The following is a 13,619-nucleotide window of genomic DNA, read 5'->3' as shown; positions in this document are numbered from 1 at the left end:
GTGCGCCGTTCCCCGCGCCCCTTAGGGAGTGGGGGTGGGCGGCGTCAGTGCCGTGCGGGTGTGTTGGGGGTGAGTGCGCCGTTCCCTGCGGGGCTAGCGGGGGACCTTTAGGGCGTCCCAGGTTTTTTTGCCTGGGATTCCGTCTGCGTCTTTGCCTTTGTAGCCTTGTTTTTGTTGCCAGGCCGCGTAGGACTTGCGGTCTGCTTCTGTCCAGGCGGGGCCCGGGCCGGATTCGTAGCGGCCGCAGCCCTCGGCGACCAGGCGGCGGCCCATCGCCGTGATCACGGCGGACTTCTGGCCCACGTGGAAGAAGGCGCTGCCCGGGAAGGGGACGTAGGACGGTTTGGGGGGCGTCGTGGGGGGCTTGCCCTTCAGGCGGTTCGCTATGCGGGTGCGCATGCTGTCCATCGTGAAGCCGCGCGGGTCGATCTTGCCGGGCTGCCACTCCTTGTGGCCGATCACGGACCGCTCGCTCCAGCCGTGGGCGCGGCAGATCGCCGCCGAGACCTTCTCGATCGCCTCCTTCTGGGCCTCGGGCCACGGGTCCTTGCCGTCGCCGAGGTTGATGCACTCGAAGCCGTAGAAGTGGCGGTTGCCGTCGGTGTCCGCCTCGTTGTCGGAGGGGAGCTGCGTCTCGTTGACGACGGCTCTCAGGACGTCTCCGTCGCCCAGGCCCGCGTGGTTGGCGCGGCCGTTGCCGACCAGGTGGACATGGCCCTTCTTGTCGATGACTCCGTGGCACAGGGGGCCGGGGAGGCCCGAGTAGCCGTCGTAGCAGATGTCGACCGAGGCGTCGGTGCCGGAGGTGACGGTGTGGTGGATCATCACGCCGTTCAACGGGCCCCAGGCGCCTTTGCTGTTGCGGTTGTGGGTACGCCAGTTGCGTACCTCGTGGACCGTCAGGCCCTCCGCACGCAGGATCTGCACCAGTTTGGACGCGGTCAGTGGTGTTGCCATGGGCTACTTGTCTCCTTCCGGGGCCCCGGTATTCTCCGCTTCGGCTGTCTCCGCCCGCTGTTCCTCCTCGCGGGCCCTCGCCTCCGCCGCCAGCGTCGCCTCGTCCGCCGCCGGGATGTCGGTGCCGAGGGGCGCGAAGCCGAGGCGCAGGTCCACGGCGCCCGACTCGCCCTTGACCAGGGCCAGCGGCGCGAAGTGGCGGGTGATGCCGGCCGGGGACTGGAGCAGCGGCCTGCGGGACCGGTCCGTCGGCCATTCGACGCCACCGGTGGCGGTCCGGGCCGGGACCGTCCAGTGGTCGCCCGTGCGGTAGGCGCCGCCCTTGGCGAAGTACACCTCGATGCCGTCCTCCAGGGGCAGCCACTCCCCCTCCCTGACCGGGACGGCGCCGCCCCGCAGGGTGGTCGTACGGCCCTTGCGCCGTGGCCCCTCGTGGTGGTCCCAGCGGCGCAGGAACGGGTTCAGGTGCGGCAGGCGGCCGACACCCGGCTCGGGCTCCGCCGACAGGCGGACGCGGCGGCCGGGGAGGTCCAGCTCCTCGACCCTCAGCAGGGGCAGGGGTTCGAGGCGGGAGGCGTACGCGGTGTCCGTGAACTCCACGCGGTCGCCCACGTCGAGGTCCAGTTTGTCGTCGTGGCCCAGGGTCGCCAACTGGACCCAGGTGCCGTCCAGTTCGTCCACCGGGAAGACCACGGAACCGTTCTCGCGGGACCACTTGAACGTGGCGTCCTTCGCCGCGCCGCCCTCGTGGACCTCCACGCGGTACAGCTGGTTCTCCGGGCCCCGGTAGCGGGCGTCCGGCTTGACCAGGCAGGGGTCCTCGTCGGCGTGGCCGGGGCGTTCGGCGCGGGCCGCGAGGCGGGCCGAGGAGACGGTCTGCCCGGCCGCCCAGCGGGTGAAGGCGTCACGGACCGTGTCCTTCGACGGTTCCGGGGTCTCTATGCCCAGGTCGGCGAGTGCCAGTGGCAGGACCTGCCAGACCACCTTGGCGCGGGCGGCGGTGTCCGGCATCGCCGCGCCGAGCGCCACCTCGCGCAGCGCCGGGTCCTCGGCCGCCGTGACCGCCCGCTCCCAGACGTGGAGGTAGGCGACGAAGGGCGCCTGGGCGGGCGAGGGCAGGCGGTCGCCGGGCTTCTCCGGGTCGCGGAAGCCGTCCGGCTGGTCCCAGTACGTCCAGTGGGGGCTTGGGGTCGGCTGTGCCGTGTCCTGCCCTTCGGTGTCCTTGGCGTCCTTGCCGTCCTCGTCGTCCTCGTCCGGTACCGGGGCTCCGGCTGCCGGGCGGGTCGCGTCGCACAGGATGCCGTCGACGTAGTAGCGGCCGCCGTGGATGTGGAGGGTGTCGATGTCGTGCTTGCCGCCGACGTACTCGATCCGGAAGCCGGCCGCGTCGCGCGGGCCGCCGTGCGGGCCGATCAGGTCGGTGGTGAGCGCGCGGGCCTGATGGAGCTGGATCGCGGTCTGTTCGTTGGCGTCCGCGTCGAGCTGGACGCGGCCCTGCTGGACTATCACCGCTGAGTAGTGCCGCTCCGGGCGGAAGGTGGAGCGGGAGAGGTCTGCGTGCATGAAGGGTGTCCCCCAGATTGGGAAAGTGCGAGGTGCGAGGTCGGAGAGTCGTGGGGCGGGCGGGCAACGCCCGTCGGGCTACGTCACGGAGAAGCGAGCTGCGTCACGGAGAAGCGGGCTACGTCACGAAGAAGATCCCGGCGTCCGTTCCGGCGGGTGTGTACTCCGCGAGCCGTGCCCGCAGGTTGTCCTCGCGCTGGGGCCGGTACAGGTCGTGGAAGGCGCCGAGTTCGGCCCCGTCCTCCGCGCCGCGCCGGATCTCCTCGGCGCTCCGGTCGGCCGACAGCGCGTACCAGGGCGTCCCGTAGCGCGTGGACGTGAAGCGGGGGCGGACGCGGGAGGCCTGGCCCGGGCCTGCCAGGTCCGGCTGGCAGCGGTACCTGCGGGGCGTACGGGAGCCCGTGGGGACGTACGAGAAGCGCAGGCAGCCGATGCCTCGGCGGGCCACGTGGAGGCGGCCGGTGAAGAGCGAGTTCTCGGCGATGCGGACCGCGTGCGTGTGGATCTCGCCGATCACGGTCGTGCGGTGCAGGTGCAGGACCGCGTGGGCGTGCCGGCAGTCGGGGGCCGACAGTGCCTCCCGGTCGTCGGCGGTGGCGTCCAGGACGCTGTCGCGCAGGTGGATGTCGAGGGGTTCCTCGGAGACCTCGTCACCGATGACCTCGATGGTGCCGAGGACGCTGTGCTCGATCTGGAGGCACGCGGTGGTGCGTTCCAGGACGATGCTCGGCTCGTCGGGCGAACGCGGGTCGCACTCGGGTTCCAGGGACCAGCCGGGCACGAGGGTGCAGTGGCGTACGACGACGGCGCCCATCGGGCCGGTGACGTTGATGCCTCGGCCGGTGACGAGCAGCCCGTCGAGCACGATCCGGGGCCGCTCGCCTGGCGCGCAGTCGTCGGATACGGCGCGGATGTTGAGGGCGTCGGGGCGGTTGCTGTACCAGTCGAGGAGGCGGATCACCGGGCGGGTGCCCTCGGCCGCGCGCAGCTCCAGCCGGTCGCCCGGGTCGAGGTCGAAGTCCAGCTGCTCCTGGTAGGCACCGCTGTGGGTGATCTCGATGATGCCCTCGGGGCCGCAGTCGCCCGCCCGACGGTCGTGCTGCCAGGCCCGGTAGGCGTCCATGATCTGCCGGTGCCTCTCGCCCGGGCCGACCCGGAACACGGTGGCGTCCGGGCGGGGCTCGCGGTCGCGTACGTACTCGCCGCCGCCCAGGTCGGCGCCGGACGCGTAGTGGTAGTCGACCCAGACGCCCTTGCGGGGCGCGGTCCGTGCGCCGAAGGCGATGCGGCCCAGCTCCGGGTCGACCGCGACCTGGCCGCGCTTGGGGCGGTAGCGCCAGTCCGACAGGTCCGCGACGACGAGGTCGGCGGGTGGTACGGGCCGGTCCTCGCCGTCGCGCCGGATGACGAAGCTCTTGCCGGGGCCGTAGAGGTCGGCGAGGCGGTCGTGGAGACGGCGGCGGCGGATGAACGCGGGGACGTTGTCGATCTCCGCGATGTGGTGGGGCGAGGGTTCGGGGACCGGCCTGGTGACGAGTGGGGTGTCGTTGCCGAGGATGGAGAAGGTGTAGAGGTTGCGGGCCCGGTCGACGCAGTACGCGGGTGACGACGTCAGCGAGTGCGCCTTCAGTCGCCAGACGTACAGGCCGACGCCTGCCGGGGTCCAACCCCCTTGCCTGCGGCGGGAGTCGGCCCTGCGTATGTCGGCCGAGCGGGCCACCTCGCCGAAGGGGCCGCCGGCGAGGTCGAGCGCGGAGCCGTTGCGGAGGTCGGCGAGCCGCCCGCGCGTACCGCGCTCGTGGGCGCCGGCTCCCCCGGTGGCTGCGGCTCCCCTGGTGCCGTACAGCTTCACGGGCTGTTGATGCGAGAGGTGGCGGGAGAGTTCGACGGCGCGGGCGGGCCAGCCGGCCACGTTCGCGGAGAGTTCTTCGAGGAGGTGGAGGGTGCCCTTGCGGCGGCGGTTCGCGACGGTGGCGGCGACGTCGGCGCGCGGGGCGACGGCCTCCGTGAGCGCGGCCGAACTCCCGCCGCGCAGACCGGTGGTGAGCACACGCTCGTAGCCGGGCAGCGTGCGGTAGCCGACGAGGTCGCCGAGGTACGGCAGCACCCAGGGGGCCGCCGTCTCGACGAACAGGTCCTCGTAGCCCTGCTCGACCCCTTCGCGTACGAGGTCCAGCTGCTCGGCCATGACGGCGAGCAGGGCGCGCAGGGGTTCGCCCTCCTGGGCGTCGCGCAGCCGGTGCCACTGGGGAAGCAGCTCGGCGAGTCCGTCCGGTTCCCTGGACATCAGTTGACCTCCGTCAGAATCAGGGTGTCCGCGGCCCTCGGCGACAGCAGGGCGAGCTGGGCGGGGCGGATACCGCGGAAGACGTACACCGAGCGGCCCTTCGCCAGGCGGCGGGTGTCGGTGATGTCGGGGTTGAGGCGCAGGAGTTCGGCGAGCGGGACGCCGTACCGGGCGCAGATCTCCGACAGCGTCTCGCCGTCCTTCCTCCGGACGGTGTGGGTCTTCTCGTCGTACGTGGCTCCGCGCGCCGGGACCGTCGCCTTCGGCAGCCCGGGGTTCGCGAGGAGCTTCGTCAGCTCTCCGGCGGACATGGATGCGGGTACGCCGGTGAAGACGTCGACGTCCACGTAGTCGACGCCGGGGACGCGGTGGGCCGTGGCCAGGATGTCGGAGAGGCGGGCCGGCTGCCCCAACTCCCGGCCGTCGAAGCCGAGTTTGCGCAGGAGCGCCTGGCGCAGACGGGGTTCGACCAGCTGCCAGGAGTGGTCCGGTGACACCTTCACCTTCGCCGACACGAGGAGTGCGACGAGTTCGCGGGCGTCGACCCGGACCGGGAGGTTCGGGTCGCCGTACTCGGTGAGCGCCGCGCGCAGGGACCGCAGCAGGGGCGAGTCACCGCCGTCGCCCACGATCGGCACGTCGTCCGTGCCCGCGACCGTCACGTGCAGCACGCGCCGCCGTCCGTCGAAGAGTTCGCGCGCGGCGGCCCGTCCGACGCCGGCCCGGGAGCGGGCGAAGTCCTCGTAGTCGGCCTCCGACACCAGGCGGTCGAGCGCGGAGACGGCGAGCGGGATCGTGCGGCGCGTCAGGGCGGGCCCGTCGGCGTCCGCGCCGCCGTTGGCGGGTCGCGGGTTGGTGACCGCGGTGACGCCCAGGGGCCGAGTGAGGGCCTGGGTGACGCGGCCCGCGGCGACGTTCGCGGCCCGGCCGGTGCCGAAGCGGTAGCGGGCGTGGATGTTCTCGTGGCCGCCGGGCAGCCGGGCGCCGTGGACGCCGTCGCCGAAGGTCACGGTGGTGCGGCCGTCGGCGGTGGTGCCCGTGATGTAGACACGGTCGCGCGGGCCGCGTCCGGCGAGGCTGTCGACCTCGTGCCAGAGGATGCCGTCGGCCCTGATCTCCAGGACGGGTGTGGCGCCGAGCGGGTTGTCGTCGGCGAGCCAGGTGAGGGGCGACTGCCAGAGCGCGAACGTCTGGTTCACCCGGCCCGGGTCGCCGCTGCCGATCGCCTCGTCGCGGGACTCGCCGTGCGTCGCCTCGACCACGTTGCCGAGGATCCGCACGGTGTCGCGGCGGTAGCGGTACGCGAGGTCCGTGGTGAGCGTCAGCTCGGTGTGGACGTGGTCGCCCGGGAGCCGCGGGTCGACCACGGGCTCGGCCGCGGCGACGGTGACGACCTCGGTGGCCCGTAGCGCGGTGGCGCCGGGGAGGTCACCGCGCTCGCCGTCGACGATCAGGGTGCGGCCCGGCCTCAACCCGTCGTACAGCTCGGCGAGTTCGATCTCGTTGCCATGCACGTCCTCGCCGAGCGGTTCGTCGGCGAGGCGCAGTGGTTCGCCCTGCGCGTGCACGGTGGTGTCGCGGATGTGCGAGAGCAGGACGTCGAACTCGTCCAGCCACGGGTCGGCCAGCACGAGTTCGGTGCCCCGGCCGGTGATGCCGTAGTTGGTGTACGCAGCCGTCCGCGCCGCCACCACCTTCGTCGTGACGTACGCGAGGGCCGGGTCGCCCGGGATGCCTCCCTCGGCCCCCTTGGTGGGGCGCTGGACCGCCACCCAGCTGCCGACCGTGATGCCGTCGCGCACCGAGTCCAGCTGGAGCACGCGGCGGTTGGCGGGCTCCGGTTTCGAGGCGACGACCACCTCGACGTTCGGGGCGGCGCTGCCCACGGTGTAGGCGAGACTCACCTCGTACTCGCCGTGCGTGAACTGCTCCGGGACGCCGGGCCGGAGGGTGACCTGTTCGGCGGTGCCGTTGCGGACGTCCACGTGGACCAGGCCGTCGGCGTCGGGGCGCGACACGTGGAGGGTGCGCTCGGGCAGACCCGCGCTGAACACCGCGGTGACGCCGGGTTCCTGAGCGGCGGAGGGCGGGGATTCGGCGGGCGGGGAGTCGGCGGACCGGGAGTCGCCGGGGCGCCTGTCGGGCCCGCTCCGCTCGCCGTCCTGGCCCACGCCCGCGTGGGTGGACAGGCGCACCTCGCCCGTACCGAGACGGAAGGTGACCGGCACGGTGAGGGGGAGGTTCTCGGCGCGCTGGTCGGAGCTGCTTCCCTCGACGTACTGGAACTCCGCCCGCACCGGGGTCCTGCCCCCCGTGTCGAACACGACGCGCGTGCTGACCAGCGAGGCACCGGTGAGAGGCCAGTCCGCGGTCCGGATGACCCGGCCCCGGTCGTCCTGGACGGGCTTGAGCGGGGCCATCGCGCCGAAGGGGGCCGTCGTCACGCGCAGGGCGAGGAGTTCCCGCAGGAGTCGCCGGGTGCCGGGAGCGGCGGAGGCGGGGGCGGCGGCCGTACGCCAGGCCGGGTAGAGGCCGGTCAGGCTCGGGTCGAGGACCGAGAGCAGGCGGGCCGTGTCCGCGCCGGGGCGGCGGGGCCCGCGTCCGGCGGTGGAGGACGGTGCCGGTTGCCTGCCGCGGAGGGCGGGCAGGACGGCGCCGAGTGCCTGGAAGGCGGCCTCGTGACGGCCGGGGGGTTCCGGGGCGGCGGGGGCCTCCGATGCGGACTCCGTGCTGGACCCCGGGGATGCCGGGGTGGCTTCCGGGGCCGTGGTGGCGGGCCGGTCGGCGGTCGCGGTGGCTGCCCGGGTGCGGGCGGCGCCGATCACCGCCGGGTCCTCCCCCTCCCCGGGAGGTACCGGCTGGCTGGGCGCCAACTCCAGCGCTCGCTCCGCCAGTTCGGCCAGTACCCCTTCCAGCTGCTCGAACCAGGCCGCCACGTCCTCGTACGGTGTCGCGAGGACCTGGGCCTCGTCGAGGCGGGCGACGGGCTCGGCGAGCCGGGCCGCGAGGCCCTCCGGTGTGCCGATGCCGTCCAGGTCCGCGCGCAGCGGTGCGAGGACCTGGTCGTCGAGCTCGTCGATCAGACGGCTGACCGGCCGCGGGTTGGGCACCTCCGGTGTGGGCGGTTCGTCGCCGGGCTCGCCGGGCGCCCCGGGCTCGCTGATCCAGCGCCGTACCTCGTCGACGAGTTCCTGGAAGGTGGGCGGGGCCGACCGGGGCAGCCCGATCGCGGTGATCTCGTCGTCCCGGTCGACGCGGACACTCGCCACGGGCAGCAGCAGCCGTTGCGCGCCCGCCTTCTCGCCGAAGACGAAGAGCAACGGGTCGCCCACGGCGAGGGAGTTGGCGGTGCCGTCGACGAAGAGCACGGACCGGCGCTCCAGGTCCTGCGGGGTGATGAGGGAGGGGCGCCGACGCCGGACCTTCAGCTCGTTCCAGTCCCAGCGGGCCGTCAGGTCTCGGCTCGTCTCGAAGGTCTGCGACTCCTCGTCGGCGGACGCGGGCACGCTGTGGCTGCGCGCGCCCCGCGGGATGACCACGGGCAGGGTCTCGGCGCGCGGATCCCGTTCGAGGCTGTACGCGAGATGGGTCGCGGCGGCGACGCCCGGACGGGGCCGGTGGCCGACCAGCCGGCCCAGCAGCACCAGGGAGCGGTGTTCGTCGGCTGTGCGCAGATAGGCCTCGTCGGCGATCCGCTCGGAGTGGAAGGTGAGGAGGTCGCCGAGGACGGCGGTGGCGTCGAGCAGGCCGATCGCCGGGTCGTCCGGGGTGCGGACCGTCAGACCCCGGAGCGCCGGGTACGCGGGTGAGGCGAGCCGGTCGAGCAGGGCGGCCAGGAAGGAGGCGTGGTCGCCGACGCGGTAGTCGAGGGCGGTACGGCCCGGGGGGTTGTGCGGCGGGGCGGGGGCGAGGCGTTCGTCGTGGCCGCCGCGGGCGCCGCCACCGCAATCGCAACCGGCGCCTCCACCGGGGCCGTTTCCGTCGCCGCACGCTCCGCCGCAGGTGCAGTCGTCGCTCATCGGGCACCTCCGAGGGATATCGTCAGCCGACCGTTCTCCGGCCGGTCGGGGTCGTTGTCGCAGGTGGCGATCTCCAGCGGGCCGAGCCGCAGCACGCCGTCCTCCCTCTCTCCTCGGTCCTCGTGGAACTGCCTTCGCAACCGGGTGACCTGGACGCTCTCCACTCCCGGCACCGCCGCCGCGACGGCGACCAGACGGCTGAGCCGGACCGGTTCGCCGAAGGTGAGCGCGTCCGGGTGGAAGAACCCGAGCCGCCCGCCGGGGAGGCGGCCCCGGCCGAGTACGCGGTACAGCTCGGCCAGGATCTGCCCGTGCTGGTGGCCCGGGAGCGCGCAGACCCGCAGCGCGATGTCGAGCGGTACCGGCCGGGCGGCGCCGACGACGAGGTCGTGGCCGATACGGCGGTACGCCTCCAGGGCCTGGGTCACCTCGGCGAGGAGCCCCGGAGAGGGTTCCCCGGTGCCGTACGCGTCCACGGCGATGTGGGCCTCCTGGCCGCTGCCGGTCCAGCGGAGCGTGGCGGCGGCCCGCTGGACACCGGGCAGGGCGGCGGCGAGGGCCGCGTAGTCGTCCGCGGTGACGGCGCGCAACCGGGTGCGGCGCAGGTCGAGCGGGGCCGACTGGCGTACCTGCTCGACCGGTTCGGGTTCGGTGCCGCCGACGGCGGGCAGCGGGTTGCGAACGCCGGCCACGGGCGGCCGCTCGCAGTCGGCGGTCAGGACGAGGTGGTTGATGGCCTCCGGGCCCACGTTGCCCGCGGTGCCGCCGCCGAGCCGGTAGCGCAGCGCGAGCCGAGTGCCGGGGGTCGGCCGGGCGGCGTGGCGGCCGTCGCCGAAGCGCAGGGCGAGGCGTCCGTCGTCGCGCAGTTCGCCGACGAAGTGCCGGTCGCGGGGGGTGCTGTCGAGCAGGTCGCGGCGCGGCTCCCAGATCGTGTCGCCGTGGGGGTGGCCGCCGCTGTGGCCGCTGTGGTGACCGTGGTGGTTTTGGTGCAGCTCGTGCAGTCGGACCGCGGGCAGGGCCTGGCGTGGGTCGTGCCGGAGTGCCGCCGAGGCCGGGCCGCGCAGGACCTGTTCGCCCGGGTGCAGTCCGTCCGCGTACGCGGGTCCCCAGCTCTGTGCGATCTCCCAGGCGATGTGTCCGTCGAGGACCGTGCCCGCGCGGGCCCGTGCCGTGAGCACCTCGACGCGCTGGAGCTTGGCGTGCAGCAACCGGTCGCTGCGGAAGAGGAGTTCGCGCAGTGCACGGACCGGGTGGCGGCGCAGTTCGAGACGCTCCAGGACCTTCAGGCCGTAGAGCACGGTGAGTTCGGCGATCTCCTGTTCGCCGAGCCCGTCGCGGTCGCGGGCGCTGCGCCACAGTTCGGTGAGCCGCTGCTCGACCCGGCCCGGGACGGCGGCGATCCGCTCGGCCTGGCCGGTGGCGACGGCCCGGGGGTCGGGGAACGGCACGGCCTGGGTCACGGGTGAGCGGCCGAGCACGGGCCGGAAGCGGGGTGCGATGCCCGGGTACACGGACTGGGCGAGCAGGGTCCGCAGCGCGGCGGCCTGCGCGTACGCCGTGCCCGGCACGACCCGTCCCCGCGCTCCGGCCTCCTCGGCCCCCGCCGTTCCGGTGCGGCCGGGCCGCCGCCCGGTGAGTTCCAGGCCGAGTCCGGCGCGTACGGTCGCGTCCTCGCCCACGACCGCGAACAGCTCGTGGATGTCGTCGGGGGTCAGCGGATCGCCGCACCCCGCCTTGTCCGTGAGGGAGTTGACGAGCCGGGCGGGGGCGTTGCCCTCGTCGCGGTCTGCGCAGCCGAAGGCGGGTGCGCCGCAGGAGCCGACGACGGCGGGCCCGGGCGGTACGGTCACCGTCTCCGGGAGGCCTTCGCCAGGCCGGTTCAGAGAGCGGCCGTGGTCGACCAGGACGACGTTGCCGCGGGCGATCGACACGTCCTCGACTGTCCCCCAGCCTCCGGCCAGGGACCCCATCTCGCTTCGCTCGCAACCGCGTCCGCCACGGGTAATGAGGCACAGCGGGAAGCGCAGCGCGTCCTCGGCGGCCCAGGTGACCTCCAGGACCGGCTGGTCCTCGATCCGGTCGACGGCGGGGGTGACGGAGGTCAGCCGCACCACCTGCCGGTGGGCAGGGTCGGCGTCGCCAGGGGTGCCGGTGCGCGGCCCCTTCACCTCCTCAAGGACCAGCAGGTCACCGGCCCGCAGTTCGAGTCGGCGTTCCTCGCGGGTCTCCGTGTCGCGCCACTCGTCGCGCAGGGTCGCGGCCGTCGCGCCCCTGGGCAGGGAGCGGACCTCGCCGCCCCAGGTCCACAGCCGGATCGTGTTGTGGGCGGACCGCAGCTCCAACGGGTCGGCGGCCACGACCGGTTCGAAGACCTCCACGGAACCGCGCTCGTCGAGGTCGGCGAGGTCCCCGTCGCCGATGACCGTGCCGGGCGCCGGCCGGTCGTGCGGGTCGAGGGAGCGTACGTCGACGGAGGCGAAGCGGTACGTGCCCGGGGGCAGCGTGTGGTCGCCCGCGCTCTCCACGGTGACGTAGGCGCGCGCGTTGCAGCCGTCGTGCATCGCGTGGTCGATCAGCCGCACATGGCGGCGGACCGAGATCCGGCGGCGCGCGGTGTCGAGGTACGCCTCCGTGGCCACGGCGTCCTGCTGGTAGCTGATCTGGTCGCCGGTGTACGCGAGCATCTCGACGAGGGTCGTGCCCAGGTCGGCGGGGTTGCGCTCGATCCAGTCGGGGGTGGTGAGCGCGAGCCGGTCGAGGAGCAGCTTGCGGATGGTGTCGTAGTCGCGGGCGGTGTAGTCGACGACGGGCGCTTGGGGGAACGACGGTCCCGCAGAGGGCTCGTGCCCGTGTTCGTGTTCATGCCCGTGTTCGTGGCCGTGTTCGTGGGCGGGCTTGCAGTCGAAGGGGGTCGGGCAGTCGGGCCGGAAGGTGAAGGAGGCGCTGTGATAGCGCTGGTCGAAGCCGCGGTACGGCTCGGTCCCGGGGCGCCCGTACGGGTCGGTCTCCACCAGGGAGAGCCGGTAGCGGGAGGAGTCGCCGGTCCGGTCGAGGGTGACGTACAGCCGGTCGTCGAGTTCGGGGTCCTCCTCGCGCTCGACGCCGATGTCCACGACGGTGATGCCGGTCAGGCCGTCGACGCGCCGGCCGCCGTCGATGCGTACGTTCTCGGCGCACAGGCCGTGCGGGGCCTTGCCGAGGAAGGTGACGGTGAGGGTGAGCCCGTCGTCGCTCACCTCGACCGCGTCGACTCCGTTGAGCTGGGCGGCTCTTGCCCTGGCACGTCGGGAGGCGGTCGAGGCCGGGGGCGGGGGCGTGTTTGAGGTCGGGGCCGTCATGTCGCGGCCCTCCCTTCGAAGACGTCGTCGCGGCGCGTCCCGGTGGAGCGCACGGCGTAGGAGAGGTGGACCCGGACCGTGTCGTCCTCGGGCACCACGTCCAGGGCCTCGATCTCGACGAGTTCGCCGAGCCAGCGCTGCAGGGAGGCCTGCACGGACAGTTCGAGGGTGCTGGTGAGTTCGGGGCTGCTGGGCGCGAACACCAGGTCGAGCAGTCCGCAGCCGAAGTCGGGGCGCATCACCCGTTCGCCGGGGCTGGTGAACAGCACCTGTTCGATCAGGTCGCGGACGTGCTCGTCGTGGCGCGCGTGCGCGGTGCGGCCCCGGCGATCCGCCCTGAAGGGGAACGCGATGTCGGTACAGGGGCGGGTGCGTGGGCTCATCGGACGGTCACCTTTCGCCGGTCGGTCCGGACGACGGGCGGCCCCTGCGGCACGAACGCGGCCGTGAAGCACTCGGCCGCGGAGATGTCGAGCAGGACGGGCGAGCCGCCGGCCGTCACACCGGTGCTGCCGGCCGTCCAGCGGACGAGGACACACGGCTCGGGCACCCCGTCGACGGTGTGCGGGCAGCCGGTGACGACGTACGCGTCATCGGCCGTGGCGACGGGATGGCCGTCCATCAGCACGGTGGAGTCGGATGTGGTGGCGGTGGTGGCGCGGCCGCCGTGCGGGCAGCTGACCACGGCGCCTGCGCCGAGCAAGCCCCCGGACGCCCCTGTCGCTCTGGACACTTGATGGTTCCCCCGTCTTCCTGTCACTGTCGTCTCTCCACCGCTGTCGCCGGCGCCATCGCTGTCGCCATCGTTCGCTGCCGCTGTGGGCTTGCTGCCGTTGTCGCTCGCTGTCTCTGTGGCTCGCTGTCTCCGTGGCTTGCTGTCGCTGTGGCTTGCTGTCTCCGTGGCTTGCTGTCGCTATCGCTTCGAGTGCACGGTCAACTGGCCCTCGTTGATGGTCACTTCCTTGCCGCGCAGGACGACTTCGGCGCCCGCTCCGGTCGCGATGACCACGGCGTCCTTGGTGATGCGGATGTACGCGCCGTCCTGGGCCTGGAGCAGAATCCCCTGCCCGGCGCCGGTGGTGTCGCTCATCACGAGCTTGTGCGCCAGCGGCGTCTGCACGACGACCGGTTTGTTGGCCGAGGACGCCGCCAGCTCGCGGCGCGCGTCGGGCGGCAGCTCCTCGGCGGCCCCGTACCAGCACCCCGTCCAGATGGGGAAGCTCGGATCGCCCTGCTCGAACTCCACCCAGACGCCCGCGCCGGGCGGCGGCACCACGAACTGTCCCGACTCCGGCCCGGTGAAGGGCAGGCAGGGCAGCGCCCAGGTCGACGGCTCGTCGCCCAGGACGTCAGGGACCTCGGCCCTGACGCGCCCGATCCGCAACGGGTCGTCGTTGTCCACCACCCGGCCGCGGAACTTGCCGAGGTGGCGATTGCCGGTTGCCGCCATGCTGT

General features: G+C 73.4%; 8 protein-coding genes. All 8 read right to left on the bottom strand.

The genetic code is table 11. From position 1 onward, the window contains the following. Positions 1–93 precede the first annotated feature (93 nt). Positions 94–957 (bottom strand): peptidoglycan-binding protein, encoded by an 864-nt coding sequence (locus IE278_RS35835; protein ID WP_189778851.1) that lies wholly within the window; start codon positions 955–957, stop codon positions 94–96. Between the two features lie 3 nt (positions 958–960). Next, a complete protein-coding gene (locus tag IE278_RS35830) occupies positions 961–2,520 on the bottom strand; it encodes a DUF6519 domain-containing protein (protein WP_189778849.1) in 1,560 nt (519 codons plus the stop codon). 118 nt (positions 2,521–2,638) lie between these two features. After that, positions 2,639–4,807, bottom strand: coding sequence for a hypothetical protein (locus IE278_RS35825; protein WP_189778847.1), 2,169 nt, complete (start codon positions 4,805–4,807; stop codon positions 2,639–2,641). Next, positions 4,807–8,826: a putative baseplate assembly protein gene (locus IE278_RS35820; RefSeq protein WP_189778845.1), complete on the bottom strand. Its 4,020-nt coding sequence runs from the start codon at positions 8,824–8,826 to the stop codon at positions 4,807–4,809. Before IE278_RS35820 ends, IE278_RS35825 begins: the two co-directional genes overlap by 1 nt. Beyond that, positions 8,823–12,164, bottom strand: a complete 3,342-nt coding sequence (locus tag IE278_RS35815) for a putative baseplate assembly protein (RefSeq protein ID WP_189778843.1) — start codon at positions 12,162–12,164, stop codon at positions 8,823–8,825. Before IE278_RS35815 ends, IE278_RS35820 begins: the two co-directional genes overlap by 4 nt. Continuing rightward, positions 12,161–12,547: a GPW/gp25 family protein gene (locus IE278_RS35810; protein ID WP_189778841.1), complete on the bottom strand. Its 387-nt coding sequence runs from the start codon at positions 12,545–12,547 to the stop codon at positions 12,161–12,163. Before IE278_RS35810 ends, IE278_RS35815 begins: the two co-directional genes overlap by 4 nt. Next, positions 12,544–12,897, bottom strand: coding sequence for a hypothetical protein (locus IE278_RS35805; protein WP_189778839.1), 354 nt, complete (start codon positions 12,895–12,897; stop codon positions 12,544–12,546). The genes IE278_RS35810 and IE278_RS35805 overlap by 4 nt, the downstream gene beginning before the upstream one ends. A 180-nt stretch (positions 12,898–13,077) precedes the next feature. After that, a complete protein-coding gene (locus IE278_RS35800) occupies positions 13,078–13,614 on the bottom strand; it encodes a phage baseplate assembly protein V (RefSeq protein WP_189778837.1) in 537 nt (178 codons plus the stop codon). Between the last annotated feature and the right edge of the window lie 5 nt (positions 13,615–13,619).

This window comes from Streptomyces tauricus (genome assembly GCF_014650955.1).
GTDB lineage: Bacteria > Actinomycetota > Actinomycetes > Streptomycetales > Streptomycetaceae > Streptomyces > Streptomyces tauricus.
Note: the sequence above shows the minus strand (reverse complement) of the source record. Positions and strands in the feature narration are given on the sequence as shown.